Annotated in this window: 15 protein-coding genes; 6 read left to right on the forward strand and 9 right to left on the reverse strand. The window is 63.5% G+C overall.

Going from position 1 to position 16,188, the window contains the following annotated elements:
* The 3 genes from C2134_RS20810 to C2134_RS20820 form a co-directional block, all read right to left on the reverse strand.
* The gene (locus tag C2134_RS20810) at window positions 1-1,377 is read right to left on the reverse strand and encodes a sigma-54-dependent transcriptional regulator (protein ID WP_103321955.1); all 1,377 of its coding nucleotides are present in this window, start codon (window positions 1,375-1,377) and stop codon (window positions 1-3) included.
* 18 nt (window positions 1,378-1,395) lie between these two features.
* Window positions 1,396-2,091, reverse strand: a complete 696-nt coding sequence (locus C2134_RS20815; RefSeq protein WP_103321995.1) for a chemotaxis protein CheB — start codon at window positions 2,089-2,091, stop codon at window positions 1,396-1,398.
* A gap of 119 nt (window positions 2,092-2,210) precedes the next feature.
* Window positions 2,211-2,684 (reverse strand): low molecular weight protein-tyrosine-phosphatase, encoded by a 474-nt coding sequence (locus C2134_RS20820; RefSeq protein WP_103321956.1) that lies wholly within the window; start codon window positions 2,682-2,684, stop codon window positions 2,211-2,213.
* Between the two features lie 476 nt (window positions 2,685-3,160).
* Between C2134_RS20820 and C2134_RS20825 the strand changes: the two genes are divergently transcribed.
* A complete protein-coding gene (locus C2134_RS20825) occupies window positions 3,161-4,078 on the forward strand; it encodes a SphA family protein (protein WP_103321957.1) in 918 nt (305 codons plus the stop codon).
* A gap of 9 nt (window positions 4,079-4,087) precedes the next feature.
* On the opposite strand, the gene C2134_RS20830 is transcribed toward C2134_RS20825, so the two are convergent.
* The gene (locus C2134_RS20830) at window positions 4,088-5,005 is read right to left on the reverse strand and encodes a LysR family transcriptional regulator (protein WP_233196527.1); all 918 of its coding nucleotides are present in this window, start codon (window positions 5,003-5,005) and stop codon (window positions 4,088-4,090) included.
* 108 nt (window positions 5,006-5,113) lie between these two features.
* Between C2134_RS20830 and C2134_RS20835 the strand changes: the two genes are divergently transcribed.
* Complete coding sequence (locus tag C2134_RS20835) at window positions 5,114-6,097, forward strand: bile acid:sodium symporter family protein (protein WP_103321959.1); 984 nt, start codon at window positions 5,114-5,116, stop codon at window positions 6,095-6,097.
* A gap of 33 nt (window positions 6,098-6,130) precedes the next feature.
* Here C2134_RS20835 and bla read toward each other — a convergent pair whose 3' ends face one another.
* The gene (gene bla, locus C2134_RS20840; RefSeq protein ID WP_233196528.1) at window positions 6,131-6,892 is read right to left on the reverse strand and encodes a subclass B2 metallo-beta-lactamase; all 762 of its coding nucleotides are present in this window, start codon (window positions 6,890-6,892) and stop codon (window positions 6,131-6,133) included.
* Between the two features lie 226 nt (window positions 6,893-7,118).
* On the opposite strand from bla, the gene C2134_RS20845 reads away from it, so the two are divergent.
* On the forward strand, window positions 7,119-8,681 hold the full coding sequence (locus C2134_RS20845; protein ID WP_103321960.1) for a hypothetical protein: 1,563 nt from the start codon (window positions 7,119-7,121) through the stop codon (window positions 8,679-8,681).
* Window positions 8,682-8,734: 53 nt separating this feature from the next.
* Here C2134_RS20845 and uvrB read toward each other — a convergent pair whose 3' ends face one another.
* Window positions 8,735-10,747, reverse strand: coding sequence for an excinuclease ABC subunit UvrB (gene uvrB / locus C2134_RS20850; protein ID WP_103321961.1), 2,013 nt, complete (start codon window positions 10,745-10,747; stop codon window positions 8,735-8,737).
* Between the two features lie 278 nt (window positions 10,748-11,025).
* Here uvrB and C2134_RS20855 point away from each other — a divergent pair, with 278 nt between their 5' ends.
* The 3 genes from C2134_RS20855 to C2134_RS20865 all read left to right on the forward strand — a co-directional run bounded on the left by C2134_RS20855 (window position 11,026) and on the right by C2134_RS20865 (window position 13,082).
* Complete coding sequence (locus tag C2134_RS20855; RefSeq protein ID WP_103321962.1) at window positions 11,026-11,895, forward strand: serine hydrolase; 870 nt, start codon at window positions 11,026-11,028, stop codon at window positions 11,893-11,895.
* Window positions 11,896-11,981: 86 nt separating this feature from the next.
* Complete coding sequence (locus C2134_RS20860; RefSeq protein WP_103321963.1) at window positions 11,982-12,479, forward strand: GNAT family N-acetyltransferase; 498 nt, start codon at window positions 11,982-11,984, stop codon at window positions 12,477-12,479.
* Between the two features lie 57 nt (window positions 12,480-12,536).
* Window positions 12,537-13,082 (forward strand): kinase inhibitor, encoded by a 546-nt coding sequence (locus C2134_RS20865; RefSeq protein WP_103321964.1) that lies wholly within the window; start codon window positions 12,537-12,539, stop codon window positions 13,080-13,082.
* Between the two features lie 36 nt (window positions 13,083-13,118).
* Here C2134_RS20865 and C2134_RS20870 read toward each other — a convergent pair whose 3' ends face one another.
* From C2134_RS20870 to C2134_RS20880, 3 genes are read right to left on the reverse strand one after another with little or no spacing between them, the layout of a single operon-like run.
* Window positions 13,119-14,078, reverse strand: coding sequence for an ABC transporter ATP-binding protein (locus tag C2134_RS20870; protein WP_103321965.1), 960 nt, complete (start codon window positions 14,076-14,078; stop codon window positions 13,119-13,121).
* Window positions 14,053-15,618, reverse strand: a complete 1,566-nt coding sequence (locus C2134_RS20875) for an ABC transporter permease (RefSeq protein WP_103321966.1) — start codon at window positions 15,616-15,618, stop codon at window positions 14,053-14,055. Before C2134_RS20875 ends, C2134_RS20870 begins: the two co-directional genes overlap by 26 nt.
* Window positions 15,615-16,166, reverse strand: coding sequence for a GNAT family N-acetyltransferase (locus tag C2134_RS20880; protein WP_158248848.1), 552 nt, complete (start codon window positions 16,164-16,166; stop codon window positions 15,615-15,617). Before C2134_RS20880 ends, C2134_RS20875 begins: the two co-directional genes overlap by 4 nt.
* Window positions 16,167-16,188: the final 22 nt, after the last annotated feature.

A 16,188-nucleotide genomic window follows, 5' to 3' on the forward strand; every position in this document is an offset into this window, starting at 1 on the left:
CTACTCCGTGCCATTTCCCTCCGGAACATCCTGGCCAGCCGCAGCGGAATCCTCATCACGGTAACGCTGCAATTTATAGCGCAAAGTGCGCTCGCTGATGCCCAGTTTTTCCGCCGCCAGCTTCTTCACGCCGCCGACAGCTCCCAATGTTTCCAGAATATGGCGTTTTTCAAGGGTTTTCATGTCGGTTTCATCCGACACCGAACCGTCCAAATCGGACGCCGTCCGGGTAAGCTGCCCCACGCCCGTAATATCGCCCAGCAACAAATCGGCGGCAATAATTTCCGCCCCCGCGGCAAGTATTACCGCCCGCTGCACGACATTATCCAGTTCGCGGATGTTACCCTCCCAACTATAGGCCGTCAAATGACGTTCCGCATCCCTGGAAAACACCAGAGATGTCCGTCCTGCGGCCTCTGCATGTCTTTTAAGCAGGAATCGTGCCAAAGGCAGGATATCGTCCGGACGCTCGGCCAGCGCCGGTATGCGCAAGGGAAAAACATTCAAGCGAAAATACAGGTCCTCACGGAAGCGCCCAGCCTCCACCTCCGCCTGCAAGTCGCGGTTGGACGTCGCCAACACCCGGATGTCCAGCTTGATGGTGCGGGTGCTGCCTATGCGCTCCACCTCCCGCTCCTGCAGCACCCGCAACAGCTTGGCTTGCAGCGATAGCGGCATCTCGGTGACTTCGTCCAACAGAATGGTGCCACCCTGCGCCTGCTCGAACTTGCCGGGCAAGGCCTGCGCCGCGCCGGTAAAGGCCCCGCGCTCGTGGCCGAACAATGTGGACTCCAGCAGGTTGTCCGGGATCGCCGCGCAGTTGACGGCGACAAATGGGCCGGATGCGCGCCGAGAGTAGCGATGAATATAACGCGCCAATACTTCCTTGCCGGTGCCGCTGGGACCGCTGATCATCACGCTGGCGTCGCTTTGCGCCACCCGTCCCGCCAAGGCGAACAGCTGGCGCATGGCGGCGGACTCCGCCACCACGTCGCCGCCTTCGTTGCCAGGCATGGCCAGCAGATGCTTCTCCACCTCCGCCAGCAGGCTCTGCGGCTCGAATGGCTTCAGTAGATAGTGGCTGGCGCCGGCTCGCAATAGTTCGATGGCCCGCTCAATCACGCCATAGGCCGTCATCAGAATGAAGGGCACGCCGGGGTAATGCTTTTTCACCTCTTCAAACAGGGCATAGCCGTCCATCGGCGCCATCTGGGCATCCGAAATGATCAAGCCTACCGGTTCCTGCTTCAGCCGCTGCAAGGCCTGGCCGCCATCCGCCGCCTCCAGGGTCGGGTATCCGGACAGCATCAAGGTGTCGATGATGGCTTCGCGCAGGTCGGCATCGTCTTCGACCACTAAAATCGGTAAATACTTCATGGAATCCAATGTGTTTGTCTATATCGTCGGCTGGCGCTGATGCACCAGCACCGTGAGTCGCTGGGCGATGCCGGACAGCGCCATCACCTCATGCGCGGCGCCCAGCGCGATGGCCTCCTTCGGCATGCCAAACACCACGCAACTGGCCTCGTCTTGCGCGATATTCCAGGCTCCGGCCTGTTTCATCTCCAACATGCCGTTGGCGCCATCGCGCCCCATGCCGGTCAGGATGATGCCTATGGCGTGTTTGCCCACCAGATTGGCGGCAGAGCGAAACAACACGTCCACCGAGGGCCGGTGCCGATTGACGGCCGGGCCATTGTTCAGCGAGGTGCTGTAACCTATTGTCGGCGCGTTCTTGATCAGCAGATGGGAATGCCCCGGGGCGATGTAAACCGTCCCCGCCTGCAGGCGCTCATTGTCTTCCGCCTCCTTCACCCGCAAGCGGCACAATGAATCCAGACGCTGCGCAAACGACTGGGTGAACATTTCCGGCATATGCTGAGCCACCAGAATCGGCGGCATATTGGCAGGCAAGGCGGTCAACAGGGTGCGCAAGGCTTCGGTGCCCCCGGTGGACGAACCAATGACGACGATGGTCTGGCTCGCCAGCGGCGTCTTGGTGGGCTGACGCGGCAGGATCACGTCCGCGCTATGGCTGGGAACGATCTCCAACGGCGTCTTGTTCGCTCGCTCGCGCGAAGTCAGGGCCATGATTTTACCTTGCGACATGGTCCGCCTGCGGCGAAGCGCCGCCACGGGCTTATTAAAGAGAAAAGGTATTTCCGTCAGCTTAGCAGCAGTTGACGGCCGCAGTCAGCCCTTCGTCCTATTCAATCGGCGCGCCGAGCCAGTTGACGCAGCCAGCCATCGCAGGCCGCCTCCAGCAGGTCCAACACGGCTTCGAATCCCTGGCTGCCGCCATAATACGGATCCGCCACCTCCCGCCCTTCGCCCAGCGGTTCCAATATCAAATGCAAGCGATCCTGGAGATGCGCCGGACATTGGCGACGCAAGTCCGCCAGATTGCGCTTGTCGGCCGCCAGGATCAGGTCAAAGTCGGCAAAGTCGGCGTCGCCTACCTGCCGCGCACGCAGGGCAGACAAGTCGTACCCCCGGCGCGCCGCCGCCCGCGCGCTGCGTTCATCCGGCGGCTCACCCACGTGATAGCCATGCGTGCCGGCGGAGTCTATCCGCACCCTGTCCAACAGGCCAGCCTGCGCCAGTTTGGCCCGCATGACACCCTCCGCCGTAGGCGAGCGGCAGATATTGCCATGGCAGACGAACAAAATTGATAATTTTTCCATTTAAAACAAAATCATACCCATGAAATTCAGAGACCAATCCCACTTAGAGCCGCTAACAAAACCTTGTTAGAGAACCTGAGCCAAGGCGCGCCGACGCAGACAGTACAAATAGTATGGCAAGGAGGCGCAACGCAGGATCAGGGGTTTTGTTAGCGGGTCTTAAGCGGCAATGCATCCGGCCATAACGTCGATTCGCCTTGGGCTTAAGCCACTTTTCCGACACCTAAAAAACTCGTTAATTGCCTGCATGACAACAGGACGCTGAGTCCTGAAGAATATCAAACCACATCGCAAAAAATTTCAACTCCGAATATCAATGGTGTCCGTCATCACCCCTTCATCACGCCATTCCAATTTTAACAAATAAAATCATTTTGAATTATGCATCTATAATTCAGCAGCAAAATACCTGAATATCATATTTACAGCCGCTTACTTGGCCTGCGGCAACGCATAACCGGTCGGAGGTGTTTAAAATGAAACTACCGCAAACCAGAATGCAAGCCGCCGTTCTTGCCCTAGCAGCGATATTGCCCATCACAGCCATCCATGCGCAGGAACTGTGGGATCCACACCTGCGCGGCGTCAACGAAGGGCTAGCGGCCGGCGTCCTGCCGCCCAAAGGCGTTTACGGCGTACTCAATAATTACTGGACCTGGGTGGACAAGTACGACAACAACGGCAACAAGACCGGCCTACGGGTGCGGGCGCTCATCGAATTGCCGGAAGTGTTATGGTCCACCGGACTCAAGGTGTTCGGCGCCGACTACGCCGTCGCCATCGCCCAGCCTGTCGACTACACCACGCTAAGCGGAAACGGCATCCCCGCCAATGGCGGCTGGGGCAGCTTCAATACCATACTGGTACCCGGACAATTGTCTTGGACGCTGCCCAACAATCTGCATCTCAAAACCAGCCTGGCGGTCTATCTGCCCAATGGCAGTTCCTCGCCAGGCCGGCTGCCGAGCGGCACCTATCTTGGGGCCGCCAATGGTTTCTGGACGCTGCAACCCGGAGTAGCCTTGAGTTGGCTGCATGGAGGATGGAATTTGAGCATGGATGCCACCTATGCCTACAACTTCCGCAATCCGGATACCCATTATCAGTCGGGCCAGCAATTGGCCATCGACTACACCGCGGCCAGGACCATAGGCAACTGGACACTGGGCCTGGGCGGCTATCAGGAAAACCAGCTGGGAGATGACTCCGGCAGCGGCGCCGCAGCTTGCGGACACGCAGGCGGCTGCCGCGCCAGCAATTACGGCATCGGCCCGCTGCTCGGCTATCAGTTCGGCAAGCTGAAACTGATGGCGATCTATAATTTCGGCCTGCAAACCCGCAACGATGTTGGCGGCAACTTCTTCAATCTGCGTTTAAGTTTTCCGTTCCAGTAAGCGGCCTCTTCAGCCGGCGCTATCGCCGCTCGCCTCGCGCGCCAGCCGCTGCAATTCGGCGCGCATCTCCAGCACCAGCCGCCACAGGCTTTCCGCCGCCGGCGACAGCGTGCGGTTGCGGCGGCGTATCAGCACGATGCGGCGACTCTCTCGCGGCAGCAGCGGCCGCGCCAGCAGATCGCAACCGGCTGGAAACGGCATGGCCAGGCCCGGCGACACGCTGACGCCGATACCAGCCGCCACCATGCGGAAAACTGAGTTTGAGTGCCCCAGCTGCTGCGCCACCGGGCAATTGACCTCATGCCGCTGCAGCAGCTGATCGATCAACGGCCGGCTGCCGGAGCTGCCATCCAGCAACACCAGCGTTTCGCCATCGAGTTGGCGCCACGTCGCGGCGGCTTGCGCGGCCAAGGGATGATCGGAGCGGCACACCAGCCAGAAATCGTCCTGCAGAATCACTTCCTGTTCCAGCTCGTCCGATGGCTCCGGTTCCACCACCAGGCCAAAATCCACCGCGCCGCTCTTTACCGCTTCCACATTGAGGCGCTGCACCTGGTCTTGCAGATGCAGGCTCAACTGCGGATAGCGCTGGCGGCTGGCGGCGATGATGGCCGGCATCAGGCTGGCGGACAGCGTGGGACTGCTGGCCACATGGACCGTGCCCATGGCCTGCCCGCCCTCCTTGCGCGCCGCATCCAGCACCTCGTCCAGCGCGTCCAGCGCGCGCGCCAGCTTGGTCAGCAAGCGGCGTCCGGCATCGGTCAGCACCACTTCGCGCGTGGTGCGGTCCAGCAGGCGCACGGCCAGCGTCTCTTCCAGCTCCCTGACCGCGCGGCTGACCGCAGGCTGGGTCAAACCCAGCTCATCGCCGGCGCGGCTGAAACCGCCTTGCTCGGCGACTGTCCGGAACACGCGCAATTGTCGCAAGGTGAAATTCATAAATTAAAGTAATTAATTGATCATATAAATGCATTTGTATTCTGAATTGAGCTGCGTTTCAATAGTGACATTGCTGTTACACCCCGTGGGACCGACATGCCCAAACTGCTGGATTCTTTCACGCTGGCGCTGATCTCCACCGTCGCGCTGGCCAGTCTGCTGCCCTGCTCCGGCGAGGCTGCGCAGATTTTCAATCTCGTCACCAACCTGGCCATCGGCCTGCTGTTCTTTCTGCACGGCGCCAAGCTGTCGCGGGAAGCGGTGCTGGCCGGTGCCGGACACTGGCGGCTGCACTTGACGGTGCTGGCCTGCACCTTCGCCCTGTTTCCCTTGCTGGGCCTGCTGCTCAAGCCGGTGCTGACCCCGCTGGTGACGCCGGAGCTGTATTTGGGCGTGCTGTATCTGTGCATGCTGCCGTCCACCGTGCAATCGTCCATCGCCTTCACCTCGATGGCGCAGGGCAATGTGCCGGCGGCCATCTGCAGCGCCACCGCGTCCAATCTGCTGGGCATCTTCCTCACCCCGCTGCTGGTGGGCTGGTTGATCGTCGATCACGGCGGCGCCGGTCAAAGCATGGGATCGGCGCTGGACATCGTCTACCAGCTGCTGCTGCCGTTTGTGGCCGGCCAGATTGCCCGCCGCTGGATAGGGGGCTGGGTGGACCAGCACAAGGCCGTGCTGAAGTATGTGGACCAGGGATCGATTCTGATGGTGGTGTACACCGCTTTCAGCGCCGCGGTGATCAGCGGCCTGTGGCGGCAAACGCCGCCAGCCGCGCTGGCGGGGCTGCTGGTGGTCAATGGCGTGTTGCTGGGGCTGCTGCTGGCGATCACCACGCTGCCCGGCCGCAAGCTGGGCTTCAACCACGAAGACCGGATCACCATCCTGTTCTGCGGTTCCAAGAAAAGCCTGGCCAGCGGCGTGCCGATGGCCAAGGTGCTGTTCGCCGGCCATGCCATCGGGGCCATCGTGCTGCCGCTGATGCTGTTCCACCAGATCCAGCTGATGGTGTGCGCGATGCTGGCCCAGCGTTACCGCAGCCGACAGATGCGTTCAGCGCGGGCCGGAACCCGCGCCTAGCCATCGCGCCCTCCCCGCCTGCGCGGGGATTTTTCATTGCGCCGCGTGCAGCAGCGCCAGATAGCGGTCGATCAGCTCCGGACCGTGCTCGGCATCCTGGTGGCCGGCGATGACGGTGTCGACATCCAGATGGAGTGCCTTGAGCTTTTCCAGCGTTTTGGGGTATTCCGCCAAGTCGGCATAGCGCATATTGCCCAGCTCCGGCTTGAGGATGCAGTTGCCATAAAGCACTTTCTCCCGCGGAAAATAGACGAAGATGCCGTCCTTGGTATGGGCCGGCCCCAGATAGAACGCGCGCACCCGGTCGTTTTGCAAGGAGAAGTCGCCTGGGAACTCCTGATCCGGCAACACCAGCGGCAAGGCCGGATAATCGGGAAAACCCTGGCGGGTGAAGGCGACCACTTCGTCCCAGCCGGCGCGCATCTCGTCCGCCGTCAGCCGGGTGGACACGATGCGCGCGCCTATGCTCTTCCAGTAAGCGTTGCCGCCGGCGCGATCGGTATGGTAATTGGTGTTGATCACCTCGGTGATCGGCTTATCGGTCACGCGGCGGATCTGCTCGGCCAGCTCGCGCGCGGTATCCGGCGTCCAGGTCGCCCCCACCACGGTCACATGCGCGCTGCCGATGTACACCACCGAATTCTCCCGCGCGTAGTAGCTGTCTTCCGCCACATAAACGCCGCCGCGCACCGGCTTCAACGCCATCTTGCCATCCGCGGCGCCAGCCGTCGCCGCCCAGACCAAAGCCAGGGCCCATGCCGCCAGGCGACCGCCCATCTTGAATATTTTGTGCATTCCATCATCCATCAGTGTTGATAATTAAGCCGCAAATCGTCCCGAAGCTTATCTGCGCGAGAACTTGCCGCCTGCTAGACGTTCAAATGGCGAATACCGGCGCTGCCATGCCGGCAATAAATTGTTTTAAAAAGAAAAACCGCCGAATGTCCGTGACAAAAATTCTAGGGGCGGCGTTCTGCTTGGTAAACGCCGCCAACTGTAACTTCCGTAACCACAAACCGCGATGATCCCGCCCGCCGCCGATTTTTGTTTCGAGCTCAGTCCGCCATATCACGCCGCCGGCGCCCCGGCCCGTTTCCAGTCGCTATGGCTGCTGGTCCGCTTGTATTACGCCAGCGTCCATGAAGATGGCCCGCTGCCGGCCGCCGCCTTGCGGCAGCGCTTTCCGGCCACGCGCGGATTGCGCATGCTGGTATCGCGCGCCTTCGCCGACTTTGCCCGCTGGGGGGTGGAAGTGGGCTGGGGGCCGCCGGGGCGCGTGGCTGTGGCGCTGCTGAATCCTGCCGGGCGCAGCCGCGGCCCGTTCTGGCTGCCGGCAAGCACGCTGCAACGGCTGCGTTTCACACTGCAAGGGCAAGCGGCCGGACGCGAGGCGCTGGAGCAGTTTCTGGGATTGCACGCCGCTTCGACAGCCGGCGCGGACGACCCGCTGGCCGAGCTGATGCAGGATCTTGATTACTGGAGCCGGCTAACGCAGGCGATCCGGGACGAGCGCGATGGCCAGGGCCGGCAGTCGGGACGCCAGACCGCCGCCGCCTTTCATGCCGCCAGCGCATGCGCGCACAACGATTTCCAGCAGGCGCTGGCCTTGATGAAGGAAAGCCTGGCCTGGCGCCGCAGCGCGCAAATGGACGATAGCCGGGTGGCGCTGAAACGGCTGGGCCGCGCCCTGGCGGGAAGCCGTTTCGCCAATGCCCAACCCACCTTCGCCGCGATGGCGCGCATCGCCGAGGCCTGGGACGGCTATGCGCGCGGCGAGACCGCGGCGGCAGAAGCCAGCCTGGCCCAGCTGCACGCCTCTCCCGAGCTGCAGCCGGTGTTCCGCTACAACCCGCGGGTCCGTTTCGAATGCCTGAACCTGAGCGCGCTGCTGCACAAGCAGGCGGCGCTGAGCGACAATCAGCCCCAGCGGGCGCAGGCCGCGCTGCAAGCCTTGGCCGGCGCGTTGGAGGCCGCCTACGAAGCCGACTCGATAGACTCCGCCCAGCATGTGGCGGCCAATATCGGCTGGTGCCTGTGGCTGTTCTGGCGGCAGCGGCTGATCGACGGCGAGCGCGCGCTGCCGGCGGAGGCGATGCAGCGCCAGGCGATACGCTGGCTGGGCTTGTCGGAGTGGATTTGCGACCGTTTTGGCGGCGGCAATGGCTCGGCCTGGAACACCATTTTTTTGCTGCGCGTCGCCCGCGGCAACTGCGCTGGCGACATCCACCCCTCGTTGGCGGCCTTCCAGTCCAACCGCCCCTTTCCGCCGTCCCAGTTAGGCAAGGCGCTGAAGCTCAGTCCTTGTCCATTCTCGCCAGCCAAGGGTTATGGCAACTGGTCGGCCTTGGCGGAATTGACGCTGGAAGAGCATGATCAGGGCCGGCTGCCGCTGGCGCCGCTGCAACTGGCGAATCTGTTGCTGGAAACGCTATGGTTCCAGGCGCAGGAACAGGGACTGAGCCGCGCCGCCTGCGGCAACGCCGCGCGGCTGCTGGCCTTGCTGCCCGAGCTGCGCCGCAATGAGCGCAGTTTCTTCCGCGCGGAGCTGGCCACCCTGCCGCAGGAATTGCTGGAAACGACTTAAAAAAATACCCCGCGTCATTCCGGCGCGGGGCATCGGTTGCGGCATCCAGACGCTTACAGATCGCTGAGCCAGGCTTTTTCCTTCAATTCCTTCAATTCGTCGCGGATGCGCGCGGCCTTTTCGAACTCCAGATTGCGCGCCGCCTCCAGCATGTCCTTCTCCAGCCGCTTGATCTCCTTGGCCAGCGTCTTCTCGTCCATCATCGCCACCTTGGCCTCGTCCACCAGCTTCTTGCGCTCGGCCTCGACGCTGTAGACGCCATCGATGATGTCCTTCACCCTCTTCTCCACACCCTTGGGCGTGATGCCGTGCTCGGCGTTGAAGGCCATCTGCTTGGCGCGGCGGCGCTCGGTCTCGTCCATCGCCCGCTTCATGGAGTCGGTGATGCGATCCGCGTACAGCAATGCCCTTCCGTGCAGGTTGCGCGCGGCGCGGCCTATGGTCTGGATCAGGCTGCGCTCGCTGCGCAGGAAGCCCTCCTTGTCAGCGTCCAAGATGGCCACCAGGCTCACCTCCGGGATGTCCAGGCCTTCCCGCAGCAGGTTGATGCCGATCAGCACGTCGAACATGCCGAGCCGCAGGTCGCGGATGATTTCCACCCGTTCGACGGTGTCGATGTCGCTATGCAGATAGCGCACCTTGATGCCGTGCTCGGTGTAGTAATCGGCCAATTGCTCGGCCATGCGCTTGGTCAGCGTGGTGACCAGCACGCGCTCGCCGCGCTCCATGCGCAAGCGGATTTCGGACAGCAGATCATCCACTTGCGTCGCCACCGGACGGATCTCGATTTCCGGGTCCACTAGGCCGGTCGGCCGCACCACCTGCTCCACCACTTGGCCGGCATGCTCCTTCTCGTAAACCGCCGGCGTGGCGGAGACGAAGATGGTCTGCGGCATCAGCTGCTCGAACTCATGGAACTTCAGCGGCCGGTTGTCCGCAGCCGAGGGCAGGCGGAAGCCATATTCCACCAGATTGGCCTTGCGCGCCGCGTCGCCCTTGTACATCGCCCCCACCTGCGGCACGGTGACGTGGCTCTCGTCGATGAACATCAGCGCGTTCTTGGGCAGGTAGTCGATCAGCGTCGGCGGCGGATCGCCGGGGCCGCGGCCGGAGAAATGGCGCGAATAGTTTTCGATGCCCTTGCAGAAGCCCATCTCATACAGCATTTCCAGGTCGAAGCGGGTGCGCTGCTCGATGCGCTGCGCCTCCACCAGCTTGCCCTCTTTCTGATACCACTCGATGCGGTGGCGCAGCTCCTCCTTGATTTGCTCGCAGGCCCGCAGCACGGTGTCGCGCGGCGTCACGTAGTGGCTGGACGGAAACACCGTGAAGCGGCCGACGCGCTGCTTGGTGACGCCGGTCAAGGGATCGAACAGCGTCAGCGTTTCCACCTCGTCGTCGAACAGGCTGACGCGCAGGGCGGTATCGCTGCTTTCCGCCGGATAGATGTCGATCACGTCGCCGCGCACGCGGAAGGTGCCGCGGCCGAAGTCGATATCGTTGCGGCTGTACTGCATGGTGGTGAGCCGGCTGATCATCTCGCGCTGCGGCGTGGTCTCGCCTTCCTTCAGATGCAGGATCATCTGATGGTAGTCGGACGGATCGCCGATACCGTAAATCGCCGACACCGTCGCCACGATGATGCAGTCAGGCCGTTCCAATATCGACTTGGTGGCCGACAGCCGCATCTGCTCGATGTGCTCGTTGATGCTGGAGTCTTTCTCGATGAACAGGTCGCGGCTGGGCACGTAGGCTTCCGGCTGGTAGTAGTCGTAATAGGAGACGAAATACTCCACCGCGTTGTGCGGGAAGAATTCGCGCATCTCGCTGTACAACTGCGCCGCCAGCGTCTTGTTGTGCGCCATGATGATGGCCGGCCGCCCGGTCTGGGCGATGACGTTGGCCATGGTGTAAGTCTTGCCGGAACCGGTCACCCCCAGCAGGGTCTGGTAGGACAGGCCGTCGGACAACCCCTCCACCAGTTGGGCGATGGCGGCGGGCTGGTCGCCGGCCGGCGCAAACGGCTGGTTCAGTTGAAATGGACTGTCGGGAAAGGTTAGCAGCATGGCAAGAGGGGCGGATCGGGTGGCGAAGCCGATGATTTTACGCTTGTCCGGAGCGGTTCACACCTCCTGCGGAAGAAGACCGGCAACGCCCCGGCCGGAACACACTGCGGAATTGCTTTTTTGCCCTACACAGCACGACAACATTGTTTAAAATGCAGACAGGACCCTGCGGGCAGCCCGCTTGCAAGATGCCGTCATCTTGGCGACATTTGGCAACCAATGCCCTCGGGATATCGTCCTGTTTCCTCCAAAATAAGCTCACATAAGCGGAGTGACGCATGATCAAGAAAATCGCAAGTCTGCTGGTATCGGCGGCTCTGGCCATGCCGGTAATGGCGGCTCCGCCGCACGGCGTGATGGTAGCCAGCGAGATGTCCGGCTACAGCGCCCCCCGGCTCAATTCCCGTTCGGTGCTGGTCATCAACGGCAGCACAGGTGAAACCCTTTACGAAAAGAACACTCATCAAAGGATGCCGATCGCGTCGATCAGCAAGCTGATGACGGCGATGGTGCTGCTCGATTCCGGGGCGCCGCTGGACGAGCAGGTGACGGTATCCAATGCGGAGATAGACCGCGTCAAGCACACCACCTCGCGCCTGGCCGTCGGCACCACGCTCAGCCGCAAGGAAATGCTGCTGTTGGCGCTGATGTCGTCGGAAAACCGCGCCGCCGCCACGCTGGCGCGCACCACCTTCCCCGGCGGCACCGCCGCCTTCGTGGAGCGGATGAACCGCAAGGCGCGCAGCCTGGGCATGACCGAAACCATCTTCCACGATCCGACCGGCCTTGATGTGCGCAACACCTCCACCGCCGCCGATCTGGCCAAGATGGTCAAAGCCGCCGACGACTACCCGCTGATCCGCGAATTCACCACCACCGAGCAACACCAGATCGTTTCGGCGCGCAACCGCGTGCTGCGCTACAAGAACAGCAATGCCCTGGTGCGCGAAGGCGACTGGGACATCGCGGTGCAAAAGACCGGCTACATCCAGGAAGCCGGCCGCTGCATGGTGCTGCAGGCCACCGTCGGTTCTCAGCCGCTGATCATCGTGCTGCTCGATGCCGGCGCCAGCTCCGCGCGGGTGCACGACGCCAAGAACATCAAAACCTGGCTGGAAGCCCACCCGGGCAGTTGGCTGGCTGGTTAAACACAATGTCATACCAGGCCGCGTATTCCGCATGGAGTGCGCGGCTTTTTTCATGCCATACTGCTCAACTGACTAGGGAGCCCGCCTTGAACATCCGCATCACCGCCGCCCGGCCGCAGGATTCGGCCGACATCCATCGTTTCATCACCGAACTGGCCATCTACGAGCGCGCCGAGCGTGAAATGGTGGCCAGCGTCGCCGACATCGAGGCCTCGCTGTTCGGCCCTAAAGCCAAGGCCCAAGCGCTGATGTGTCATGTTGACGGCGTACTGGCCGGCTTTGCCGTGTACTTCTTCAGCTATTCCACTTGGCTGGGCAAGAACGGACTGTATCTGGAAGACCTGTACATCACGCCGGAAATGCGCGGCGCAGGCGCAGGCAAAGCGCTATTGAAATACTTGGCGCAATTGGCTTGCGAACACGATTGCGGACGCTTCGAATGGAGCGTGCTGGACTGGAACCAGCCGGCGATAGACTTCTACCAGTCCATAGGCGCCAAGCCGCAGGCCGAATGGATACGCTACCGGCTGGCCGGAGACGATTTGCGCCGCTTCGCTCACGGCGAAGAAACGATAACTGCCTGATCAAGGGCGTGCCCACGCCTATGATCCGACTTGTCCGCCACCCACAGGAGAATCGATATGCGCCATACCCTGCTGATCGCCAGCCTGCTCGCCCTGCCGCTGGCCGCCCAGGCCGATGGTTTCAAACTGAGCAGCGCCAGCATAGCCGACGGCAAGCCGCTGAGCCTGCGCCAGGTATACAAGGGCTTCGGCTGCGAAGGCGGCAACGTCTCGCCGCAGCTGTCGTGGAGCGGCGCGCCGGCCGGGACCAAGAGCTTCGCCATCACGGCCTATGACCCGGACGCGCCCACCGGCAGCGGCTGGTGGCACTGGACCGTGGTGAATCTGCCCGCCAACACGCATGCGCTGGCAGAAGGCGCCGGCAGCACAGGCGGCGCACTGCCGGAAGGCGCGGTGCAGGGCCGCACCGACTTCGGCGAATCGCGCTTCGGCGGCGCCTGCCCGCCGGTTGGCGACAAGCCGCACCGCTACCAATTCACCGTCTGGGCACTCAAGGTGGGCAAGCTGCCGGTGGACGCCAACGCCAGCGGCGCGCTGGTAGGCTTCATGCTGAACGCCAACGCGCTGGGCAAGGCCAGCCTCACCGCCACTTACGGCCGCTGATCCAACCGCGCGGGGGCATTTGCGCCCCCGCCGCCATCAGGCCACCGCATTGTCCAATCGCAACAGGCGCGCCTCGTCTACGCCCACGCCTATCTCGCCGCCAATGAAGAGCGAGTCTTGCCAACGCGCGGCCTCGCGCGCGGACAGGCTCAGCGCCAGCTCCCCCGCCTGGGCAGCCACCTTGACCCGCGCGCCGTCCGGCAGCCAAGTCAGCTCGACGATGCGCGCCGGCGGCTGATCGGTCCCTAATAGAATGGCCTGGGGCGGGACCACGGCATGGGCCAGCACATTTTCGTAGCCGATGAAACGAGCCAACCAAGCGTGATTTGGCGCAGCCAGCAAGCGCTGCGGCGTATCGCATTGCAGCAACCGGCCATCCTTCAGCACCGCCACCCGATCCGCCAGCGCAAAGGCTTCGTCGCGATCATGCGTGACGATGATCACCGGCACGCCAGCCTCGCGCAGCAGGCTGCGGAATTCGCGCTGCAGCTGCCGCCGCAGATCCGCGTCCAGGCTGGAGAACGGTTCGTCCAGCAACAATAGCCGCGGCTGCGTCGCCAGCGCCCGCGCCAGCGCCACCCGCTGCTGCTCGCCGCCGGACAGCGTCCACACCTTGCGCTTGGCATGATCGGCCAAGCCCACCCGCGACAGCATGGCCTGCGCCTGGCAAGCGGCTTCGCGTTTCGCCACACCCTGCTCGATCAGGCCGAACATCACATTGCCCAGCGCATCCAGGTGCGGAAACAAGGCGAAGTCCTGGAACATCAGGGCAAAGCCGCGCCGCTCAGGCGGCAAGGCGGCCAGATCCACGCCGTCAAAGCGCAGCTCGCCGCTATCCGGCCGCTCCAGCCCGGCGACCATCTTCAGCAAGGTGCTTTTGCCGCAGCCGGACGGGCCCAGCAAGGCCAGGGTTTCGCCGGCTGCGACAGTCAGCGACACCTCATCGGCCACTACGCGCGCGCCAAATCGTTTATTCAGGTTTCGCAGCGTCAGCACGGCTATTCTCCCAATGGCCGGCGCCGCCGGCGGTTTCGATGATCCAGAAAGCGATGACAGCCAGCAGCATCAACAGGCAGGACAGCTGCATCGCCGCGTCTGCGTTGGCCTGCCCCGGCCGCCCCAGCCGCTGGTAGATCAGGGTGGTCAGCGTCAGCCACTCCGGCCGCGACAAAAACAAGGTGACGGCGAACTCGCCCACCGCGGTGGCGGCGGCAAAAGCCAGGCCGCGCCGCAAGGCCGGCTGCAACAGCGGCCATTGCACGCGGCGGAACACGCGCCATGGGCTGGCGCCCAGGCTGCGCGCGGCTGCGCGCCAATGCGGCGGCTGTCCGTCCAGCGCGGTCAGCAGCGCCTTGGCCACAAAGGGATAGGCCAGCAAGGCATAAGCCGCCAGCAGCAAAGCCAGCGCGGCGGTCCATTGCGGATACAGCAGCAACAGGCCAAAGGCCACGCATACCGGCGAGATGACAAACGGCAGAAAAATCAGCGCGCGCAGCGGCAGGCTGCGGCCGCAAGCCCAGGCATGCGCCAGCCCCAGCGCGCCCGCGGCCAGCACGGTCAGGCCGGTGAAGCGGGCGCTGTTCCACAGCGCCAGCCGGGCATCGTCGTCCCATAGCGCCAGCCAGCCGGACGCGGCGGCCAGTCCGCGCCACAGCACGGCCAGGAGCGGCAGGCCGGCAAACAATAGCAAAGCCGCCAGCGCGGCAGACAACGCCAGCTTTTCCCTCAGTTTGGATACCGGCTTCAACGGCAGCGGCTCGACCTTGGCCGCCGTCGCCAGCTTCCGCGCCAGCCAGGCGTACAGCGCGGCGATGCCGCCGCACACCGCCAACACCAGCAAAGCCAGCGCGCCGGCGTCGGCCAGGTTCAGCTCGTAGGCCACCAGAGTATAGATTTCCACTTCCAGCGTGGCGTAACGCTGGCCGCCCAGGATCAGCGCCAGCCCGAAGCCGGAGAAGCAATACAGGAAGACCAGGCACAGGCTGGACAACAGCCAGGGCAAGGCCGCCGGCCATTCCACCCGCCAGAACGCCCGCCACGGCGTGGCGCCCAGCGTGCGCGCGGCGGCCAGCCGGCTGGCCGGCACCTGGGAGAAGCCATCGCAGCCGGCGCGCACCACCAGCGGCAGATTGAAGAACAGATTGCCGTACAACAGCAGCCACGGCGTGTCCTGCAGATTGACGCCGAACAGCCCCTGCGGACCGAACAGCGCCAGCACGCCCATCGCCGCCACCAGCGTCGGCATCACGAAGGGCAGCATCAACAAGCGCAGCAGCAGGCCGCGGCCGGCAAAACGATAGCGCGCCAACAGCCAGGCCAGCGGCGCGCCCAGCAGCAGGCACAACAAGGCGCTGGCGGCCGCCTGGCTCAGCGACCACAACAGGCGCCAGCGCAGATACGGATCGCTCAGCAGGCCGGGGCTGAACTGCAGGCCGCCCTCGGCCAGCAGCCGAAGCAGCGGCAAAATCGCCAGCAGGAATAGAAACAACAGGGGCAGGCCGGCGAGCGCCAGCCTGGGTACATCGAACCGCTTCAAACAAGCACTCCAGACAACGGCCAATCAGCCGTCAATACATCCTCGCAACCATCTTCGTCGCGCACCTGGCCCACCTTGGCGAAGCCCAGTTGCGCCGCCAAGGCGTGCGATGGGAGATTGCCCGGCTCGATCGACAACACCAGCCGCGCCACGCCGCCCTGCTCCACCGCCCAACCGGCCATCGCCAGCAGCGCCTCGCGGGCATAACCCTGGCGGCGGAAGGCCGGGTACACCGCGTAGCCCAGCTCCACGTCGCCATAGCCGTTCAGGTACGGATGGCCGGGCATGGTGTGGAAATTGATGTGGCCGACCATGGCCAGATCGTCGCGACGCAGCATCGCGCGCACCGACCACGGCGCGTAAGCCGGGTCTTCCGCCATGTCCTGCAGCCGCATCGCCATCAGCGGCCGCTCCGCCAGCCAGTCGGCGGGGAGCGGGCAACCCAGCTGCGCGGCCGCGGCGCTTGGGTCGCCGTACAGGCAAGTCTGCAAAAAGTCTGCATCCAGGTGGCGCAAGATCAGGCGGGGACTGATGATGTCAGCGATCATCCTGTTTCTCCAGATTGTCATG

The organism is Chromobacterium sinusclupearum, from assembly GCF_002902845.1.
GTDB classification, from domain to species: Bacteria; Pseudomonadota; Gammaproteobacteria; order Burkholderiales; family Chromobacteriaceae; genus Chromobacterium; species Chromobacterium sinusclupearum.

What these genes read in the sequence shown, in the direction of transcription:
- C2134_RS20810 (WP_103321955.1), bottom strand. Translation starts at nt 1,377, where the DNA reads ATGAAGTATTTACCGATTTTAGTGGTCGAAGACGATGCCGACCTGCGC.
- C2134_RS20815 (WP_103321995.1), bottom strand. Translation starts at nt 2,091, where the DNA reads ATGGCCCTGACTTCGCGCGAGCGAGCGAACAAGACGCCGTTGGAGATC.
- C2134_RS20820 (WP_103321956.1), bottom strand. Translation starts at nt 2,684, where the DNA reads ATGGAAAAATTATCAATTTTGTTCGTCTGCCATGGCAATATCTGCCGC.
- C2134_RS20825 (WP_103321957.1), top strand. Translation starts at nt 3,161, where the DNA reads ATGAAACTACCGCAAACCAGAATGCAAGCCGCCGTTCTTGCCCTAGCA.
- C2134_RS20835 (WP_103321959.1), top strand. Translation starts at nt 5,114, where the DNA reads ATGCCCAAACTGCTGGATTCTTTCACGCTGGCGCTGATCTCCACCGTC.
- bla (WP_233196528.1), bottom strand. Translation starts at nt 6,892, where the DNA reads ATGCACAAAATATTCAAGATGGGCGGTCGCCTGGCGGCATGGGCCCTG.
- C2134_RS20845 (WP_103321960.1), top strand. Translation starts at nt 7,119, where the DNA reads ATGATCCCGCCCGCCGCCGATTTTTGTTTCGAGCTCAGTCCGCCATAT.
- uvrB (WP_103321961.1), bottom strand. Translation starts at nt 10,747, where the DNA reads ATGCTGCTAACCTTTCCCGACAGTCCATTTCAACTGAACCAGCCGTTT.
- C2134_RS20855 (WP_103321962.1), top strand. Translation starts at nt 11,026, where the DNA reads ATGATCAAGAAAATCGCAAGTCTGCTGGTATCGGCGGCTCTGGCCATG.
- C2134_RS20865 (WP_103321964.1), top strand. Translation starts at nt 12,537, where the DNA reads ATGCGCCATACCCTGCTGATCGCCAGCCTGCTCGCCCTGCCGCTGGCC.
- C2134_RS20880 (WP_158248848.1), bottom strand. Translation starts at nt 16,166, where the DNA reads ATGATCGCTGACATCATCAGTCCCCGCCTGATCTTGCGCCACCTGGAT.